This window comes from Marinibactrum halimedae, assembly GCF_021234875.1.
Classification (GTDB): Bacteria; Pseudomonadota; Gammaproteobacteria; order Pseudomonadales; family Cellvibrionaceae; genus Marinibactrum; species Marinibactrum halimedae.
The window spans coordinates 239,984-260,262 of sequence record NZ_JAJQVM010000003.1 but is presented as its reverse complement, the minus strand read 5'-3'; the positions used below and the strand labels follow the sequence as shown (position 1 = coordinate 260,262).

Here is a 20,279-nt window from a genome sequence, read left to right as displayed (position 1 = left end):
CATACTGCACGAATGGGCCATTCAGTTTAAAACAGCGCTTTGGCATACAATGCATTTTCAACGATAAAGCAAGCACTCATCGTTATACTCTGCGACAACAAAGTGATGATGTATAGCGGAGGGCAGAGGGTGGCTTGCGCTTCGTTGTCATGCTGATCCACACACCACTGGTTTATAGCGTAATCTTTAACGCCCATCCCACCAATGCAGACGATGACTCAAATAAAATACAAACAAATATTCTGTGGTGTTGTCTTAGTTGTAGCAAAATGGTCGTCGCTTTTACCGTGCCGTTATTATCTTGTCATTTTTGCCATATTGTCTTCGTGAGAATTTCATGAGGTCTTTATAAGTTACCTGTGACATGATGAAGTAGTCCATGACAGACACAACATAAAAAAAGTAAGATAAAATGATGTGTATGATATAAAAAACACAGGCATACAGTATTAACATTAAAAGAATGACATTAAAGCAAGGTACTGAATTCATAAGCGTACGGAATTCATAGACGTACGGAATGTAAACAAGTACTGAACTCAAAAGTGGGCGACACCAACAATGAGGTCGGACCAATGACACGTTCAAATACGGCTACACACCTAACATTTTTACCCTCAAAGATTTTTCGTCGTCGCCCCATTCCTGCATCGCTTTCCATGGTGCTTGTGGCTTCTTTTTTTTCTACCGCCGTGTTGTTAGCCGGGTGTCAAACCCAAAACACACAAAGCCAAGCCTCTCTACCCACTCCGCCTTCACCGTCCAGCTCATCTTCATCAAGCAGCTCACCTTCCAGTAGCAGTAGTAGCTCAAGCTCACCGTCAAGTAGCTCTTCATCGAGTAGTTCGTCATCGAGCAGTCGCTCATCAAGTTCCAGCAGTTCATCGAGTGCAGGTGCATCCAGTCCTTCTGCATCAAGCCCCAGTGCAGGTTCTGCTAGTGCGACAGTGACGGCAGGTGGCGTCAGTGTGCCTGTTGGAGGTGCCATTCCTTCTGGCGGGCAATCTGGTAGCTCAGCCCCCAACAACCCAGGCCCCAATGGACGTGATTCAAACCAATCTGGTGGCGGCAGCGAAAGCGACAGCCAAGAAAGCAGCCAATGGCCCTCTGACAACAACAGCGGCGATAACGCCTCTAACGAACCACCCAGCCTAGATGAAGAATCCAACCCCAGCGATGACATTGATTTTTCAGAAGAGACCAGCAGCTCAAGCAGTGCCAATGCCTCCAGTGAAGCCAGTAGCGCAGGTGGCGGTAGCGCGGATGATAGTAGAACGGAAGGCGGTGCTGGAGGCGGCTCACCGGGTAACGAACCTGTAATGACGGATCGTGAACGGGTCGCGCAGATGGAATCCGTTCTAGAAGGCTCCATTGCCAGTTACGACGGTATGATTTTGCGAGAACGCGAGTACATACAAAATCGCCGCAATGAAAATGGCAGTGAAGAAGACTTAGACGACCCTGTTACTGGCCCTTTATACGAAGAGGACTCTTCTGGTGAAGGCGGTGGTGGGGGAGGCATGGGTGGTGTCAACGATGCTTATGAATCCAGCTCAGCCGGTAACGGCACACGCCCAGAAGGCCCAGGTGATAATCGGCAAGGGGAGTACAACCACCAAGGTGGACAATCCGCCCCCCCTGCAGATATTCCCGATGGCAGCGACGATGACGTCGTTGCCCGCCAAATTCGAGAAGCGGCGATGAAAGAAACCGACCCGGTACTGAGAGAAAAGCTCTGGGAAGAATACCGAAAATACAAAAATCAAAGCCAATAAACCCAAAAACCCATTAAGCGGTTTATGGCTCTGTCACTTGATTAATGTATGACTAAATTAATCATATGACTTAACTAACGTATGACTTAATTAACGTATGACTAAGTTAAAAACAGGCAAATGACTCACTAGGTAATCCACTATGTCCAATGCGTCCATGCCCCCACTCTCAGCCAGCACACTCAACATCAAACCATGGTGTGCTGCCATCGTCGTTGTCTTCATCGGCGTTCTTTCAGGGTGCGCCACTACCGTCGTCAAATCTACTAATCAAACGCAACTGCAATTAGAAAATCAATACATTGCCGAAAACGAGCTATTGGATGTAGGAATTGTTGTCTTCGATCCAGGCATCGAGAATATCGATGACGATGATGCCATCGTCTTCCCTGAAATTCGCAAAGCCGAAAGCCATTACATGCCCTATCAATTGATGGACGCTATGCAACGCAGCGCCGCTTGGGGGGCTGTACGTGTTGTACCCAATGGTTCCGCCGCTGTGGACGTATTGGTCACTGGCGATATCAAAGAGTCCGACGGCGAACTATTGGTATTGGAAGTTAATGCCACCGACTCCTCAGGCAAAACCTGGTTCACCAAAGAGTACAAGCGCAAAGCCAGTCGTTATAGCTATGACCGAAAAGTGAACGCCCCCAATGACCCATTCAGCGGCGTCTATAATGAAATCGCCAACGATTTACTGACTTACAAACGCAAAATGCGCAGTGTCGAGCTGCAAAATTTACGCGTCATTACTGAACTTAAGTTTGCCAAAGACTTTTCTCCAGAGGCGTTCCAACAACATGTGTCGGTCAACAAAGAGGGCATCTATGAAATTCATCGCCTGCCCGCGAACAATGACCCTATGCTAGAACGTATCCGCAATATTCGTGAAAGAGACTATTTATTTGTCGATACTCTACAAGAGTACTACGGCAGTTTTGTGCGTGAAATGGAAACCCCCTACGATCAATGGCGTAGCCAAAGTTACCAAGAAGCCATGGCCATTCGCGAATTGAAATCCCAATCTCGCAACCGCACCATCGCCGGTGTGGCAGCGGTTGTTGGCGGTATTATGGCCGCAGGCTCTGGCAGTGGTAGTGCAGCCGCCGCCGGACAAATTGGCGTCATTGGGGGTGGGTATCTAATTAAAGACGGATTTGATCGACGCTCAGACGCAAAAATGCACGTCGAAGCCCTCCAAGAACTGGGGTACTCCTTAGAATCGGATATGGAGCCGCATTTCATCGAGCTTGAAGATCGCACCATTACCCTCTCTGGCAGCGTCGAAAACCAATACGAACAATGGCGTGAAATTTTGCGTGATATCTATCGAGTTGAAACCGGTGGTGTGCTTTCTCAATCTGAGCCTACGACTCGACCGTAAGTAACTCAATCGCCCGACAACCACGACCCAAAAGGAAGGCATTGCTTGAATTCCACAGCAACCGAGAAAAACCCGGAACGCCCTGATACCGACACCGTAGAGACAAAATCCAACACTGCCTCCCATGAGGCAGCATACCCTCCACCTCAACAAACAGGGCAATCCGAACCACCCCCTTGGGCGGCAACAGCGACAATGGAGCCCGCCCCGCCATGGTGGAAAAACCCAACAGCGGTGGGCGGAATGGTCGCGCTCGTCGCACTGATGCTGGTGGTCATCTTCTTATTGCCGTCTTGGGTCTCCTCTCCCGGCCAAACCACAAACACCCCTGAACCAGCTTCAACCCCCAAAACATCAGCAGAAGCCGCCGCAAGCGTGGCAGCAAAAGGGCCCGCCGAAAGCCCATGGAGTGAGGCACAACTGGCCAAACAACGTCGCGAAGCACAAGATATTCTTGCCAAACTCTTGGACAAACAACGCCTGTTAGAAAAGCGGCAAGTCAACCAGTGGAATCAAGAAGGGTTTGAAGGTGCAATGGCCTCAGCTGCCATCGGCGATGAACACTATCGTCAGAGAGCGTTCGAGACCGCCAAAGCAAGCTACCGCACCGCACTGAGCCAGTTTGACGCCTTACTGGCACAGTCGGATGTTGTTCTGGAAGAAAACCTGAATCTGGGCTTAGAAGCCCTTAACGTCCATGACGCTGAGCAGGCGCTCAAACACCTGAGCTTAGCCTTGGCGGTGAACCCTGCGCATAACGAAACCAAAGCCGCCATGGTCAAAGCCCAGGCACTGCAAGAAATACTGCCGTTAATTACCCAAAGCAAACAACTGCAAGAGCAGCGTGAGCTGGACTTGGCCATGGAGCAGCTTGTTTCAGCAGAAAAGCTTGACCCCACATCTGACCTAGTTCGGGATGCAAAGTCCGCATTAAAACAACGAATTACTGATCGCGACTTCGCCAAAGCCATGTCGTCTGGCTACAGCGCGTTAGACCAACAACAATTATCCACCGCCGGAAAGCACTTCCAGCGGGCTTTGAAACTCAAGCCTCAGGCAACGGATGCCAAAGCCGCTCTAAAACAAACACAAAACCAATCTACCCAAAATGCCATCAACGCTCAGTTACAACAAGCGAGAGCCTTTGAAGACAATGAACAATGGCAAGAAGCCCTTACGGCGTATCGTGCAGCACTTAACATTGATGGCAACATCGTTACTGCGAAAGTGGGCGAGATCAGCGCCAAAGCTCGACTAACACTGGATAAACAACTGCAAGGGTACATTGATGAGCCTTTACGGCTATCAGCCCCCAACGTCCACCAACAAGCCAGTAAGACGCTCAACGAAGCCAAAGCCATACCCAATAAAGGGGAACGCATCAGCACTCAAATTACCGGGCTAACCATTGCGCTCATTAAGGCACAAACCCCGATTACCGTGCAGCTTCGCTCCGACAACATCACCAACGTCACCCTTTATCGCGTAGGCAAGCTCGGTATATTTAGCGAACACACCATGGAACTGAAACCCGGCGCCTACACACTCGTTGGCACCCGTAAAGGGTACCGCGATGTGCGCAAAGACATCACCATCAATGCCGGTGGCTCACCACCGATTATCACCATTCAATGTGAGGAAAGAATTGCCAGCGCTGGTTAATTGAGTATATTTAATCTAACAGTTACTAAATTTGCGCAAAAAATATAATTAAAGCGTCAATGCTTTTCATAAATACTTGTCATAAATACTTTTCATAACATCACTACAACGGGGGAAGTCGCTTGAAACACCGCTCTGAGACCGTCATACACTCCGAGCCCAAGGAGAATTCGAACCCAGAAGCACCACACCCCGATTCCACCTCAACGGGAGAAGCGGGAGTTCAAGAAGTGGGTATTCAAAAACTCAGCCCAAGCGCATTCACCCCCAAAAAGCTCAGCGCCACACCTTTTGCCCCAGCTCAACCGGTAGCGACCAAGTCGTCCTCGGCGATGACTCCCACGAATATTGCCATCGCTTTGGCGCTGATCCTGTGTCTTGCGATTGGATGGTACCTTTTTGCTGCTCGCTCGCTCATCGTCTACCCCACCCCTGCGGATGCCGAGATCCGTATTACCGACGGCTATCACCTACAACTGGCAGATAACTATTTACTGCTGCCGGGCGAGTACACCTTGAACGCCGAGCACCCTGACCACTACCCCTACAGCGAACCACTGGTCATCACGAAGAACCCCAATCAAACCATCGACATTGCCATGCAGCCTCTACCTGGCCACGTGTGGGTGAAAACCACTCCGGATGCCTTAGTCCAAATTTTTATCGATGGTAGCGCCGCCGGCGATAATCGCACCCGCATTGACGATATCCCCGCTGGCACACACGAATACACCCTCACCAGTGAGCGGTTTCAAACAGCGAAAGGCACTCTAGAGGTGACCGGTAAACGCCAAGAACAAACGTTAAACGTAATGCTCACCCCCGCGTGGGCAAATATTCGGGTCAACAGTATCCCCGAGGGCGCAGACATTGTGCTGAATGAACAAACCCTGGGCACTACCCCCAGCAACGTGGAAATGCTGGAAGGCGAGCACGTCTTGCAGCTGCGTAAAAGTGGTTATAAGACAGCACAATACCCATTGGTGGTTACCGCCGAACAAGACCAAACACTCCGGGCAATTGTGTTAGAAAAAATCGATGGACTCGTCACCCTCAACTCCACCCCCAGCGGGGCCAGCGTCACCATTGACGGCCAATACGTGGGCCAAACGCCTTTGGAAGCCCCCATCGCACCGGGCAACGATTTGAAAGTCCGCTTCTTCAAAGATGGCTATAAACCCGCGTACAAAACCTTTTCCGTCGCCTCGGGCGGTAGCGCTTCGGTCTCGGCCAAGTTAAACGTGTTGATTGGCAGCGTTCGCATCAACGCCACCCCGAAAGACGCCCTGCTTTATGTAGATGATCGCTTAATGGGCCGTGCCGACCAACGCCTAGAACTTCCTGCACGCCAACACCGTATTCGAGTCACGGCAGAAGGCCATGTGGATTACCTCACGCAAGTCTTACCTCGCCCAGGGCTGGAGCAGCAGTTAAACCCAAAACTCAAAACCACAGAAGAAGCCAAGTGGGAAAATATCAAACCCACCATCACCACCGTCACCGGCCAAACCTTAAAACTGTTCCGGCCAAATGATCGTTTCGATATGGGTGCCTCGCGCCGTGAGCAAGGCCGCCGAGCAAATGAGGTGATGCGCGCCATCCAGCTCACCCGCCCCTTCTATCTCGCCACTCACGAAACCACCAACGAACAGTTTCGACGCTTTTTACGCGGCCACTCTTCGGGCCATGTCAAAGGCAACAGTTTGAATAACGATCGTCACCCTGCGGTGAATCTCACTTGGTTACAAGCCGCGCGCTTCTGTAATTGGCTCTCAGAACAAGAAAAACTGCCCCCATTTTATGAATTCAACGGCGACGAGCTAGCGGGTTTCAACCTTCAAAGCCACGGCTACCGACTGCCCACAGAAGCCGAATGGGCTTGGGCCGCCCGCTTTGAAAAAGGCACCATGCTGAAATACCCCTGGGGTAAAAACCTTCCACCGCCACCGAAATCCGGCAATTTTGCTGATCGCAGTGGTGCACCGATTTTAGGCGTCATCCAGTCCAGTTACGATGATGGTTTTGTGGTCACCGCCCCGGTGGGCAGCTTCAAATCCAACCATCATGGCCTGTTTGATATGGCCGGTAATGCCGCAGAGTGGGTGAATGATTTTTACATGGTCAAAACCGGCCTATCTTTAGCGGCAGAAGAAGACCCCGTCGGCCCCGCAAAAGGGGATTACCATGTTATCCGTGGCTCCAGTTGGTCCAGTGGCAGTATTACGGATTTACGGTTGTCTTATCGGGATTACGGCAGCGAGCCCAAACCTGCCGTCGGTTTCCGTATCGCTCGCTATGTGGAGTAATGACATGTTTCAGGAATTCTCACGTTCTCTCATCGCTTTCGCCGCAATGTTCCTTATTTTGTCGCCACAAAAAACACTGGCAACACCAGAGGAAAATAACAACGCTATAAATTCCGCTACTCAAGAAACCAATCAAAAGGCTACAGAGTCCAATAAATTAGAATCCAATAAAACAGTGTCCAATAAAACAAAGCCCAATAATAAAGAGCCGAACAAAACAGAAACGAAAGGAGCCGGGGCTAAAGCATCCACCGAGAAAACGTCGCCAGCCGAAGAAAATGAGAGCTTCGTCCCCACAGAAGACATTTCTGAGGATTTATCCGTGTCGTTTCCCATCGACATTTAGGTTCGGCGTTTTTTAAAACAGGCCAATATTGAACAACAGCTATCGAACAATAACTACCGAACAACAACACGCATTACACAGACGAAACCAATACGCATACAAAACCAATACACACAAAACAAAATGACTTAACCCGCTCGACGACCAAGGAGCTTTCATGAAGCGCAACGCCTCTGCGGAATTTATCTATCAACTGTTTGCCCTGATCATCGCCATCATCGTCGTGCACGCCGTGTATGTCACCGTGATTCGTCCGCAGGCCGATGCCCTTATTCAGCACCAGCTAGAACGCCAGGAAGCCGGGGAGTCTTACGTCGTGCAACGCTCAATCTTTGTGGTCATGCGCGATTTTGAGCAAGAAGCCTGTTTTGTTCTTATGTTTTGGGCCTTGGCGATCATGATTTTCAAAGCCAAAGAAACCGCTGCCGAACGTCGTTTATTGCAGAACTCCCTCATCAATCTCAACGAAGGGGTGAGCATACTGCCCGAAGACGCCCGTGAACTGTCGCGTCCACTGCAAGCACTCCCGCCCGATCAGCAATCCATGTTGTTGCCGCGCACTCTTCTGAAAGCCCTGCAACGATTTGATTCGTCTCGTAATGTCTCCGATGCCGCCGGTGCGGTCAAAGAAACCTGCCAAACCGAATCAGACCGGCTCGACAGTGAATTGGCCATGGTTCGCTACATTGCCTGGGCCATTCCCTCCATCGGATTCATCGGTACTGTACGTGGGATTGGTGAAGCCCTAGGGCAAGCCCACAAAGCCGTCGAAGGTGACATTGCCGGGGTCACCGTCAGCCTGGGTGTGGCCTTTAACTCAACGTTTATCGCCTTGGTGATCAGCATTTTTATTATGTTTTGCTCACACCAGTTGCAATTAATGCAGGAGCGTTTAGTTATTGATACCGAGAACTATTGCGACTCTCGTTTGCTTCGGTTTTTAACGGTAAGAGGTTAACGCTGCGATGACACCTTCTACGACTAACAATCAAACTACGACTAACAATCAAACGGCAGTCATTCATCTGCACGACAACCTCATCAAGCTGTATACCGTGCAAACCACACCCAATCAACCAGACACCCCATGGCAGCTAGATGAATCGGCGGTGATTGAAAGCCCAGGCTTTGCCATGTTTGATGAACAGCACTGTGGGTTCGGTGCCATGGCCAAATCCCATTACCGAGAGCACCCTCGCAATGCCAATACGTATTACTGGAATCAGCTCAGTGTCGAGCCTCTGAAAAACGCCGCCGGAGTGATTCGCCATACTGCAGATTTGGCCTATCACCATTTAAAACAACTGCAACTCGACAGCACCGAAGCCGGTTTTCCACTGGCGTCGGCGGTTTTCATGGCCCCGGCCAGCTTTAGCGAGGAGCAACTGACATTATTACTCGGCATCGCCCAAGGCTTGGGTATTCACGTTCACTGCATCGTGGACGACGCACTGATGATGTGTGCCGAACTCCCAGACGGCCCACACCGAACAGTACAACTGCAACTACACCAAGCCCTGATCACTGACATTCATGTCACTCAGGGCATCGCGTCTGTCATCGGCAGTCGTGTGGTGCCAGGCTGCGGCATTCTGGATTTACAAGATATCTGGGCGCAGGTTGTGTGCGATCAATTCATTCAACAAACCCGCTACAATCCCACCCACAATGCCACTGCCGAACAGGCCCTCTACGACCAGCTACCCACATGGTTGGCACAATTAGAACAGGGAGAGCACCGCATCAGCCTTGAGAACCACACCATTAAACTCAATGCAGATACCTTGCTGGAAGAATCCCAAGCGCTCTATGAACGTTTACATCGGGCCGTCCATTCAGAAGGGGCTAACGCTCCGGCTTTATGGATCACACACGACGACGCTCAGTTGCCCGGATTGGCCAAAGCATTACCGAACGCCAATGCATTACCCGCCAATGTCATTGCCCTCAACGCGCTGTCGTATTTACACGACTGGTGTGCTTCACATACCGACGAGGACACGCCCTATCTCACTCATATTACGCAGAAAAAACAACGTGCAGTTGTGACCACCGGCCGCCACAAACCGACCCATGTTCTGCTTGGCCATCGTGCTTACACCATTGATCAAGCCGTGAAACAAATCCTCTCAGACACGGAAACCACCATCGCCATGCACGAAGACCAGTGGCTACTCACACCCGGTGAAAAACATTGTCAACTCAATGCACAACCGCTAACCGGGCCAATCTCCATTACCACTGGTGACATCTTGCATTGCGGTGGCGCTGACTTTCATTTTATTGAGGTAGTCTGACCGATATGGCTCGCAAACGCCGTTTTTCCACGTTTAGCCTCTCATTTCTGGACATCATGTCCTGCGGTTTTGGGGCGGTTGCGCTGATTTTTTTAATCATCAAACACGATGTGGATAACCGCGTCGACGAGCAAAATCTCGACCTGCAAGCAGAAGTAAACCTGTTGGAAGAAGAAGTGCTCGATGGAAAAGAAAAATTAGTCGACATTAAAAATACCGTGTCCGACATAGATCAACGGCTGAGGGAAGCTCAAGGGTTAGCACGTATCATCAACAAAGACATTGATGCGGTGAGAAGCAAAATTGTTGAGCTGAACGATGAAGACCAAGATCAACAAATCCAATCCTTAAAAGACAAACTCAAACAACTGGAAATTGAGCGTCAACAAATTGAATCCGAACAAGAAGACCGCGCCAATAACGTTCGTCAATTTTTAGGACAAGGTGACCGGCAATACCTTACGGGCCTTAAATTGGGCGGCGCCAATATGCTGATTTTGCTGGATGCCTCCTCCAGCATGTTGGATGATTCCATGATTAATATCATTCGTCGAAAAAACATGAGCGACGACATCAAAGTCGGCTCTCAAAAATGGCAGAAAGCCTTAGCCATTGTCGAGTGGCTTGTTGCCCAAATGCCCCCCGAAACCGACTATCAAATTTACGCCTTCAATACCCAAACGCAAGCCGCGCTAACAGGCACTGAATCCCAGTGGTTAAACGTGGGTGATAAAGCCCAACTGGAACAATCGATCGCCAATATGAGGAAAATCGTCCCCAACAGCGGCACCAATTTGTTCAATACTTTTGTGGCCTTTCAACAACTCGACCCTTTGCCCGACAACATATTTTTAATTACCGACGGCCTGCCAACCCAAGGCAGAAAAAAACCCAAGGGCCCCACCATTACGGGGCCAGAACGGGTAAAATTGTATCGAGAAGCCATTGATGAAATTCCGCGAGGCATTCCGATGAACGTGATTTTATTGCCCATGGAAGGCGACCCAATGGCCTCTGCCGTATACTGGCAATTGGCCCAAGCCACAGACGGCGCTTTTATTACGCCGTCTCGAGACTGGCCCTGATTTATGAGTAATAAACCGCTAATTAACGACGAGTTTGTCGCTGAATGAGAATCTGCCCATGAGCATCCGTACTCGACGTCGAAGCAATGAAGAGTCCAGCATGTCCTTTTTGGATGTGGTGTGCTGTGGTTTTGGAGCGATTGTTCTCTTGCTCATGATTACCAAAACCACCGCCCCTACCGCACTGGAAGACTCTGCGGTAAAGCTGGATGGTTTAGTCGCTAACCTTCAAGAACAACTGTTTACTATTCGGGGCGAAACCGCCATTTTTAATCGCAACCTCAACGCGAAACATGAACAACTGGATACCGAAAAAAAACGCATTGCCATTTTACGAACAGAACTGGCAACCCTTCAGGCCAAATACGCACAAGTCTCTCAAGCCAGCAGTGTCGACAGTATTGTAAAAGGAGAGTTAGAACTGGCCTTGCAATCATTAACGGCGGAAATGGAACGATTGCTGGGTAAAAATTATCAGCGGCAAAACAACATCATTGGCGGTATCCCCGTCGACAGCGAATACATAATTTTTATTATTGATACCTCCGGCAGTATGTTCAATTATGGTTGGGATCGAATGATGCAAGAAATGGTGAATATTCTCGACATTTACCCCAATGTAAAAGGCATTCAAGTCATGAACGACATGGGCGATTACATGTTTAAAAATTATCGTGGGAAATGGATTCCCGATACCCCCGGCAGGCGAGAAATTATTTTACAGCGGCTGCGTGGCTGGAACCCCTTCAGTAATTCCAGCCCAGTGGAAGGTATTCAAAAAGCCATTCGCACGTTTTATGACCCCGATAAAAAAATCAGTTTGTACGTACTGGGGGATGAATTTACGGGCCGATCAATTAAATCAGTGGTGGATACCGTTGATCGAATCAATAAAAAAAATGAAAAAGGCGAGCCGATGGTGCGAATTCATGCCGTTGGCTTTCCGGTGCAATTTGCACGACCCAGTAATTTGCAAACCACCGGCATTCGCTTTGCCGCACTGATGCGAGAATTAACTCGCCGCAATGGCGGCACGTTTGTTGGCTTAAACGATTACCGGGGATGATTACCGGGGATAACTACATCCCCATTATCGAAACAGAACGCAACGACCATCATGTTTCTATTTTTACAGAAGAGTGAAGCGATGTTTTCTCAACCACAACGTAACACACTAAGACAAATTAGGGATTACCACCAACGGGCACGACGTAATATGGCAATACTCCTATTCGCCCTTCCCTTTTTCTTAGCCAGCTGTACAAATTCACTCGTTGTGGATACTGAATTTCCTTCCCCCATTGTGCCACAGGTGGGTATCACAATGGGGGTAGTCTATGACGAAGCATTAAAAAGTTTCACTTATAAAGAAGAAGATAAAAATCGAGATAAATGGGTGATTGAAGCGGGGGATGCACACACACGATTATTCGATCAAATTTTTCCCGCGATGTTTGCAGACGTCAATATATTAGAAAACCACATATTAGAAAACCACGAATCCGGCGCAGGCAACTACGACTTGGTTTTATACCCACAAATCAAAGAATTTCAATATTCTTCACCAAAAGAAACCCGCATCAAAATTTACGAAGTTTGGATCAAATATCACATGCAAGTGTTTAACGCTAACGGTGATTTGGTCGCCGACTGGCTTATGAGCGCCTACGGCAAAACCCCCAGTGCTTTTCTACAATCTAAAGAAGAGGCAATGAACCAAGCAATTTCCGTCGCATTAAGGGATTTGGGCGCCACTTTATCCATTGGGTTTGTGAAAGTACCGGAGATTCGAACGTGGTTAGAGGAAAATAAACCTCGGCCTGTCCCAACCAACTCAGTGAGTGCACGCCCTAAAACGTAAAAAGCGAAAGGCAATCCTTATGACGCAATCACCTGTGATACTAACTCAAACTTCCTATTCCCTTTCCTCACGTTTTTCTTCCTCGTGGGCGCTTCCACGTTCATGGCTTACCTTACTGTTCATCACCACTTTCATCACCCTCAACGGCTGCACCACGATTACCATTGATGAACACAAACAAGCCGATGCCGACATCACCATCGAGTCTCATCAGTCCGTGGTGATTTTGGGCCGACGCCACTCCAGTGATTATGAAACTGAGCCAGACTTAATCAGCTGCATTGGTAATGTGATGTCAAACGGCAATAATGGGCTCAATATTATTGAAGAACAAACCTTCACCGATAGCTTATACCCGTGGTTTGAACCTCGCACCGCACCTATGCGCGTTAAAGATCTGAATCGTTTTTTGAAAAATGAAGCAGTAGCCCAAGCCATCGATGCCTTTAACATTCGCTACATTGTCTGGGTAGATGGCAATACCGAAACCACCAATAGCTCAGGCTCTATCGGTTGCTCAATCAGTGTTGGGGGTGCAGGGTGTTTTGGTTTTGGCACATGGGATAAAGAGTCGGATTACGAAGCCACCATCTGGGATTATCATCATCGTGAAAATCGAGGCCAAATCAGTGCCGACGCCCAAGGTACTTCTTATATGCCAGCGGTGGTCGTACCCATTCCCCTTATCGCCCGCGTTCAAAACAATGCCTGCAAAGGCATGGGAGAACAATTACGCAATTTTTTTAATGCCAAAGCGGCGCAAGCCCAGCAATAGGAGATAACATGATGCACTCCTTTACCCTATTTCGGAAAACGCTGGCACTGACCACCATCCTTTTCTCAAGCTTGCACATCACAAGCTGCTCTATCAACCCTGCCACCGGTGGGATTGATACGGTGACCATGTCAGAAAGCCGAGAAATAAAACTGGGCAAAAAACTCCATGAAGAAATGATGGAAAAAATCCCCACCTACGACGATGAAGAGCTTAGCCAATACATCAACAGCATAGGGCAAAAGCTTGCGGCCGCTGGGGATCGGCCCGACATCACCTACCATTTCACCATTATCGACAGCCCAGACATTAACGCTTTTGCCCTGCCCGGCGGATATGTCTACATCAACCGAGGGTTAATCGCCTACCTCGATAACGAAGCTCAACTCGCCGCTGTATTAGGCCATGAAATTGCCCACATCACCGCCCGGCACTCCGTGCGTCAAGAATCCGCTCGCCTAGGGCGAGATGTAGGTGCCGTTATGACCGGCATCCTCACCGGCAGCTCCACCGTCGCCTCAGCGGCCGCGCAGTGGACAGATTCCGCCATTGCCGGCTATGGACGTGAAATGGAGTTAGAAGCCGACAGCTTCGGCGCCAAATACTTACGAGCCGCCGGTTACGACCCCAACGCCATGATTGAAGTCATCGGTGTACTTAAAGACCACGAACGTTTTTCCAAACAACAAGCCCGTGATGCCGGCAAGAAACCCAGATCCTATCACGGCGTATTTTCTACCCACCCAAGAAACGATAAGCGATTACAAGAGGCCATTGCAGAAGCTCATAAAATTCTCAATGGCGATAAAGAGACGGCACCAAGCACGAGCAAAAACGAAGCCCTGTTCCGAGAAAAAACCGAAGGGCTCGTCTGGGGGCAAAATTTCGATCGCGCCCAAAAACAAGCGGAGAAAAAAAAGGAAGAAGACGGCACGCGCTATACACATAATCGCTTAGGTTTTACGTTACTGTTCCCCAAAGAATGGGAAGTCAAAAACGAAACCAAAGCCATTGTTGGACGCCCCGCCGACAACAGCGCTGAAATGACTTTAACCATTGACCGTTTACAGCAACCTAATTATGAAGCCTTTCTTAGAGATAAATTCAGTATTGGATTATTAAGGCAATCAGAACCCATCGCGCAATTCGGGTTACGAGGCCACACAGGTATCATTCCAAAAGGCACAGGGGATTTAACCGAAGACTCTCGTGTCGCGCTATTAGCCCAAGGTAGCCGAGCCTATCTTCTACAAGGTAAAGTCAACACACAGGAAAACAAGACGGATTACGACAAGCTCTTTTTAAAGACCATCAAAAGTTTTAAACCGGTACGCCCCAAGGCCTCTCCCAAAAAACGCAAATCCAAAGTCATTAAATACGTAACCGCCAATAAAAACACGACGTTCCCAAGGCTTGCCCGCTCTCTTAAACTGGGAAAATACGGCGAAGAATATTTACGATTAATTAATGGTTACTATCCGAGAGGGGAGCCCATACCAGGGGAAAAAATTAAAATTATTGAATAAACACCAACTTGAATCGCCAAGGAGTGGCGACACCCCCTCACTGAACTTCCTCCCCTACCTCCAAAAAAATTAAAAATGGCACGCCCCTTGCTGATCATATCCTATAATTGATTTGTCGATGTTTTTTTGACACTGAACAACAACATTATTTGGAAATACACAATAAAAATACACAACCAGTAATCATTATTGAATTTGATGAACTAGCGCCAAATAGCTTATTCAACTATAAAAGACTAATTATTATGCCAAGAGTTTCTGTAATTCTTCCCACCTACAATGATTTAGATTACTTAAAAAGCGCTATTCCTACTGCCTTAAATCAAATTTATCAAGATTTTGAACTGATCGTTGTGGATGATGGCTCAAACGATGGCACCGGCGATTGGATAAAAACCATTGATGACGATAAATTGACGTATTACTACCAAGAAAATAGAGGTGCCGCCAACGCAATCAACTTTGCACTCCAGCATTGTTCTGGCGAATTAATCACGTATATTTCATCCGACAACACTAGCCCAGAATACTTTTTAGAGGCATTGGTCGCCGCTATAGATTCCGACAAAGACGCCAAATGGGCTTACGCCTCTTACTTCAATATTGATGCCGACCACAAACACTTAAGCATCAATTTTAACAACCACCAACTCCCCAATGAAATGCTCACCTGCTCACACCGTGGCAATGCCGCGTTTATGTATGAGCGATCTTGCCACGACACAGTTGGCCCTTTTATTGAAGAAAATTTCTGCGATACAGATATGTGGATAAAGTTATCGTCTTTATACAAAGCGGTTTATATCTTAGAGCCGTTATACAACTATCGTATACACGACAACAGAATCTCGTCCACATTCAATAATAAAGTTTATCAAGAAATGATGGTACGCAAATGGGAAGAATTCGAAGCATTACATGGATCTGAAAATGTTCTTCGTAAAATCTATCCCTTCAGTTTAGCATCAGGTAACCCGGATATGGTTGCCATGGCCTGTAATGACATTGCCATTCGTTACGCCAATCAAGTCATGCTGGTTTATGCCATGATTTTTTGGCGTGTTGGATTAGCCAACGGTAAATTCGCATCCTGCAAAGCCTTAATCCATAATGTAGCAGAGGCAACCGGGCGTTATAAATTGAACATAGAGGAAGTCAAGAAAACCCTCCGAGAAGGACTGAATAAAAATAAAAACCTCAACTCAACATCCACTGAAGAATTAATGAGACGCTATGAAATCGGTACTCAACAAGCTGTTGAAGAAGGATTTTGTGGTTACATCAGTGACGAGGTTCTATTAAGAAAAGAATATGCGCTTAGATTTTCCTGCTTTTCTTATACCGCTTGGAAACACGGCCATCAAGACCATGCGGTGGCCTATGCCTGCCCGGTTCGCCCCTAAAAAGAGATAAACTGATGTCATTACTCAATACTGATGATGACACACCATGTTAAACAAGCAAGGTAATACATGAAACAATTTGCGCTCATTGGGGCGGCAGGATACATTGCTCCTCGCCATATGGAAGCCATAAAAAAGAATCATTGTGAGTTAACCACTGCTTATGACATCAATGACTCCGTCGGAATTATAGATAGCTTTTTTCCTAACGCACGCTTTTTTAATGAGTTTGAACTATTCGACCGTCATATTGATCACTTATCCCGAACGGGCAATAAAATAGATTATATTTCCGTATGTTCTCCGAACTATCTTCACGATGCACACATACGCTATGCATTACGCTCTGGAACACACGTTATTTGTGAAAAACCATTGGTGCTAGAAGTAGACAAACTAGACAGTTTAGTCGCGATGGAAAACGCAACAGGAAAGAAAGTCAATACCGTTCTCCAATTACGCTTACACCCCGCCATTATCAACCTAAAAAACAAAGTGGATAAAGAGCCTAACGACAAAAAACACGACGTAGACTTAACCTACATAACGGCTCGGGGTGATTGGTATCAAACTTCATGGAAAGGCGATATCAATAAATCTGGTGGTGTCGCCGCCAATATTGGTGTTCATTTTTTTGATATGCTTCACTTTGTCTTCGGAGAGCTTATCGAAAATAACGTTCATCATTTTTCAAAAACTCGATCCTCTGGGTACCTTGAATATCAAAAAGCAAGAGTGCGTTGGTTTTTATCCATTGATGCCAATGACCTCCCCGATTGCGCTATCGAAAAAGGCGAAAGAACCTACAGAAGCATCACCGTCCAAAATAAGGAAATAGAATTTTCAGGTGGCTTCAATGATCTTCACAATATCTGTTATCAACAAATTTTAGAAGGTCGCGGTTGCGGAGTTGAACAAGCCCGCTGTTCCATTCAAGCCTTATCAGAGATACGCCGAAAAACCCCAACAGGATACACGTCCGATTCGCATCCCTTTTTACGGGCGCTAAGGAGTCTATAAATGACAGATACATTTATACACCCCACCGCCATTATTGACGACGGCGCACAAATTGGTGAAGGCGCTAAAGTTTGGCATTGGGTTCATATTTGTTCAGGAGCCACCATCGGAGACCACTGCTCATTCGGCCAAAATGTTTTTATTGGCAATGCGGTTAACATTGGTAACAATGTGAAAGTGCAAAATAATGTTTCTATCTACGACAACGTCACCTTGGAAGATGATGTTTTTTGTGGGCCCAGCATGGTTTTCACCAATGTGTACAACCCTCGTGCGTTTATTGAAAGAAAAAAAGAGTATCGAAATACGGTCGTTCAAAAAGGGGCAACGCTCGGGGCGAATTGCACCATTATCTGTGGAATCAATATTGGACAATATGCTTTTGTAGGTGCCGGAGCCGTCGTAACTCAGAGTCTTCCCGATTTTGCTCTCGTTATGGGTGTCCCCGCGAAACAGAAAGGCTGGATCAGTAAATTTGGCGAGACATTACCACTTCCCTTATCCGGGCACGAAAAAGCCCGATGCCCACAGACCGGGGATATTTACGTATTACAAGGAAAGTTCCTAGAGCATAGGAAAAACCTTTGAAATGGAATTTATTGACTTATCCAAACAATATGCGCGTATAAAAGATAACGTCAATGCAAGTATTCAGCGTGTACTTGACCATGGCCACTATATTTTAGGGCCTGAAGTTGAACAACTGGAAGAGGCATTAGCCAACTACACTGGCTCAAACCATGTTATCTCCTGTGCCAATGGTACAGACGCCTTACAATTAAGTTTAATGGCAATGGGCGTAAAGCCCGGTGATGTTATCATCACAACACCGTTTACGTTTTTTGCAACCGCTGAAGTCATTCCACTCGTTGGTGCTGATATTGCCTTTTCGGACATTAACCCACAGACCTTTAACTTATGCCCTGATACATTACGCTCAGAAATATTGAAGCTAAAAACCCAAGGCAGAAATATCGTCGGGATTATTGCCGTTAATTTATTTGGCTTACCAGCCGATTTCGCAAAAATTAAAGAGATATGTTCAGAGTTTAATCTTTTTCTGATTGAAGATGCCGCCCAATCCTTTGGGGCAAGCATCAGCCATCATAAATCCTGCACCTTTGGTGATATTGCCACGACCAGTTTTTTTCCCGCCAAACCGCTCGGCTGCTATGGTGACGGGGGCGCGATGTTTACCAATGACGCTAATATCGCAAAAAAGCTTCGCTCGCTAAGCGCACACGGAAAAGGCTTGAACAAATACGACAACATTGCAATTGGGCTAAATAGCCGTCTAGATACACTACAAGCCGCCGTTCTTTTAGAAAAGCTGAAAATTTTTGATGAAGAAATAAAACTTAGACAAAAAGTAGCCGAAAATTATGCAGCATTGCTAGCCGAAACTGCACTTAAGCTTCCCATCCTTCCCCCTTCTTACAACAGTATTTGGGCTCAATACGCAATCATTGCAGCATCGACTCAACAACGAGACTACATTCGTTCGCAATTAAAATATGAGGGTATTCCCAGTGCCATTTACTATGAAAAGCCATTGCATTTACAGCCAATATTTCGCACTTTAGACTATTCAAACGGTGCCTTCCCAATCGCTGAAGATGTCTCTCATCGTATACTTTGTTTGCCAATGCACCCTTATTTACCTCTTGAAGATCAGAAAGCCATTTCTGATGTCATTCATACTGCACTACAAGGCTCCCCATGAAGATTGTGACTATTGTTGGAGCAAGGCCACAATTTATTAAAGCGGCCGCATTATCCCGGGAAATCGCCCTTCATGACGGCATTGATGAAGTGATAATCCACACTGGTCAGCACTTTGATGACAACATGTCGCATGTTTTTTTTAAAGAATTGCATATTCCTCCGCCCACCCACACACTGAAAAAAATGGGCGACTCTCACGGTGAGATGACAGGTAATATGCTCATCGAAATAGAAAACTTATTAAAACAAGATACGCCAGATGTTGTCTTAGTCTACGGTGACACCAATTCAACACTAGCCGGGGCATTGGCTGCGTCAAAATTACACATTCCTATCGCACATGTAGAAGCCGGATTAAGGTCGTACAACAAAAAAATGCCAGAAGAGCAAAACCGAATCTTAACCGATCACCTATCCACATGGCTTTTTGCCCCCACAGAGCAAGCTGTAAAAAATGCGACCAAGGAGAATATCGCCCCACATTCTATCCATAACGTTGGGGACATCATGCAGGATGTTGCTCATTTTTATGGCAATAGAGAAAAAATCACCAACAACCCTTTACTAAAAAAAATAGAATTAAAAAATAGAGATTACATTCTAGCGACCTTCCATCGCGCAGAAAATACTGACAGCCCCACACGCATGACAACTATTGTCAATGCACTTTGCGAACTCGGCAAAGCCTTCAGTATTATTCTTCCTCTCCACCCAAGAACCAAAAAAGTCTTAAACCACCTTAATTTATTGAAAGAATTAGAAAAGCACACCACTGTAATCAACCCCGTTGGTTATCTCGATATGGTTACCTTGGAAAAAAAGGCATCTGTGATTGTTACCGATTCGGGGGGTATTCAAAAAGAAAGCTACTTTTACCATACACCCTGTGTCACCCTTAGAGATGAAACCGAATGGGTCGAATTATTGGCTGAAGGGCATAATCTTTTGTGCCCTCCACTTTCAGAAAGCAACATTATCGATGCCGTTCATCAACAATGGCATAGAACACTCGATTACGACAAAAATCCACTGTATGGCACAGGTAATACAGCACAAAATATTATTAACATTCTTAAAAACACTCAAATAAAAGCGTGATTAAAAGGTAAAT

General features: G+C 47.1%; 19 protein-coding genes. 17 read left to right on the top strand and 2 right to left on the bottom strand.

Annotated features, from left to right (window positions below; all coding sequences use genetic code 11):
- Positions 1–26: 26 nt before the first annotated feature.
- Both LU351_RS03420 and LU351_RS03415 read right to left on the bottom strand, forming a co-directional pair.
- The gene (locus LU351_RS03420; RefSeq protein WP_232592600.1) at positions 27–197 is read right to left on the bottom strand and encodes a hypothetical protein; all 171 of its coding nucleotides are present in this window, start codon (positions 195–197) and stop codon (positions 27–29) included.
- 512 nt (positions 198–709) lie between these two features.
- Positions 710–988: a hypothetical protein gene (locus LU351_RS03415; protein ID WP_232592599.1), complete on the bottom strand. Its 279-nt coding sequence runs from the start codon at positions 986–988 to the stop codon at positions 710–712.
- Between LU351_RS03415 and LU351_RS03410 the strand changes: the two genes are divergently transcribed.
- The 17 genes from LU351_RS03410 (at position 969) to wecB (ending at position 20,266) form a co-directional block, all read left to right on the top strand.
- Positions 969–1,775, top strand: a complete 807-nt coding sequence (locus tag LU351_RS03410; protein ID WP_232592598.1) for a hypothetical protein — start codon at positions 969–971, stop codon at positions 1,773–1,775. The two genes, LU351_RS03415 and LU351_RS03410, sit on opposite strands and share 20 nt — an antisense overlap.
- A gap of 142 nt (positions 1,776–1,917) precedes the next feature.
- Positions 1,918–3,162: a hypothetical protein gene (locus LU351_RS03405; RefSeq protein ID WP_232592597.1), complete on the top strand. Its 1,245-nt coding sequence runs from the start codon at positions 1,918–1,920 to the stop codon at positions 3,160–3,162.
- Positions 3,163–3,207: 45 nt separating this feature from the next.
- Positions 3,208–4,824 (top strand): tetratricopeptide repeat protein, encoded by a 1,617-nt coding sequence (locus LU351_RS03400; protein WP_232592596.1) that lies wholly within the window; start codon positions 3,208–3,210, stop codon positions 4,822–4,824.
- A gap of 122 nt (positions 4,825–4,946) precedes the next feature.
- The gene (locus tag LU351_RS03395; protein ID WP_232592595.1) at positions 4,947–7,130 is read left to right on the top strand and encodes a PEGA domain-containing protein; all 2,184 of its coding nucleotides are present in this window, start codon (positions 4,947–4,949) and stop codon (positions 7,128–7,130) included.
- A 4-nt stretch (positions 7,131–7,134) separates the two neighbouring features.
- A complete protein-coding gene (locus LU351_RS03390; protein WP_232592594.1) occupies positions 7,135–7,476 on the top strand; it encodes a hypothetical protein in 342 nt (113 codons plus the stop codon).
- A gap of 157 nt (positions 7,477–7,633) precedes the next feature.
- Complete coding sequence (locus LU351_RS03385) at positions 7,634–8,434, top strand: MotA/TolQ/ExbB proton channel family protein (RefSeq protein WP_232592593.1); 801 nt, start codon at positions 7,634–7,636, stop codon at positions 8,432–8,434.
- Between the two features lie 7 nt (positions 8,435–8,441).
- Positions 8,442–9,773: an acetate and sugar kinases/Hsc70/actin family protein gene (locus tag LU351_RS03380; protein WP_232592592.1), complete on the top strand. Its 1,332-nt coding sequence runs from the start codon at positions 8,442–8,444 to the stop codon at positions 9,771–9,773.
- Between the two features lie 5 nt (positions 9,774–9,778).
- Positions 9,779–10,858, top strand: a complete 1,080-nt coding sequence (locus LU351_RS03375) for a vWA domain-containing protein (RefSeq protein WP_232592590.1) — start codon at positions 9,779–9,781, stop codon at positions 10,856–10,858.
- 58 nt (positions 10,859–10,916) lie between these two features.
- Positions 10,917–11,924 carry a vWA domain-containing protein gene (locus LU351_RS03370; protein ID WP_232592589.1) on the top strand — a complete coding sequence of 336 codons (1,008 nt, stop codon included), beginning with the start codon at positions 10,917–10,919 and terminating at the stop codon, positions 11,922–11,924.
- Between the two features lie 81 nt (positions 11,925–12,005).
- Positions 12,006–12,719: a hypothetical protein gene (locus tag LU351_RS03365; protein ID WP_232592588.1), complete on the top strand. Its 714-nt coding sequence runs from the start codon at positions 12,006–12,008 to the stop codon at positions 12,717–12,719.
- A gap of 19 nt (positions 12,720–12,738) precedes the next feature.
- Positions 12,739–13,494, top strand: coding sequence for a hypothetical protein (locus tag LU351_RS03360; RefSeq protein ID WP_232592587.1), 756 nt, complete (start codon positions 12,739–12,741; stop codon positions 13,492–13,494).
- Positions 13,495–13,502: 8 nt separating this feature from the next.
- On the top strand, positions 13,503–15,020 hold the full coding sequence (locus LU351_RS03355) for a M48 family metalloprotease (protein ID WP_232592586.1): 1,518 nt from the start codon (positions 13,503–13,505) through the stop codon (positions 15,018–15,020).
- Positions 15,021–15,265: 245 nt separating this feature from the next.
- Positions 15,266–16,423: a glycosyltransferase family 2 protein gene (locus tag LU351_RS03350; RefSeq protein WP_232592584.1), complete on the top strand. Its 1,158-nt coding sequence runs from the start codon at positions 15,266–15,268 to the stop codon at positions 16,421–16,423.
- A gap of 69 nt (positions 16,424–16,492) precedes the next feature.
- Positions 16,493–17,443: a Gfo/Idh/MocA family oxidoreductase gene (locus LU351_RS03345; RefSeq protein ID WP_232592583.1), complete on the top strand. Its 951-nt coding sequence runs from the start codon at positions 16,493–16,495 to the stop codon at positions 17,441–17,443.
- Positions 17,444–18,031: an acyltransferase gene (locus LU351_RS03340; RefSeq protein WP_232592582.1), complete on the top strand. Its 588-nt coding sequence runs from the start codon at positions 17,444–17,446 to the stop codon at positions 18,029–18,031.
- Between the two features lies 1 nt (position 18,032).
- On the top strand, positions 18,033–19,166 hold the full coding sequence (locus LU351_RS03335; protein WP_232592581.1) for a DegT/DnrJ/EryC1/StrS family aminotransferase: 1,134 nt from the start codon (positions 18,033–18,035) through the stop codon (positions 19,164–19,166).
- Positions 19,163–20,266 (top strand): non-hydrolyzing UDP-N-acetylglucosamine 2-epimerase, encoded by a 1,104-nt coding sequence (gene wecB, locus LU351_RS03330; protein WP_232592580.1) that lies wholly within the window; start codon positions 19,163–19,165, stop codon positions 20,264–20,266. Before LU351_RS03335 ends, wecB begins: the two co-directional genes overlap by 4 nt.
- The last annotated feature ends 13 nt before the right edge of the window (positions 20,267–20,279 follow it).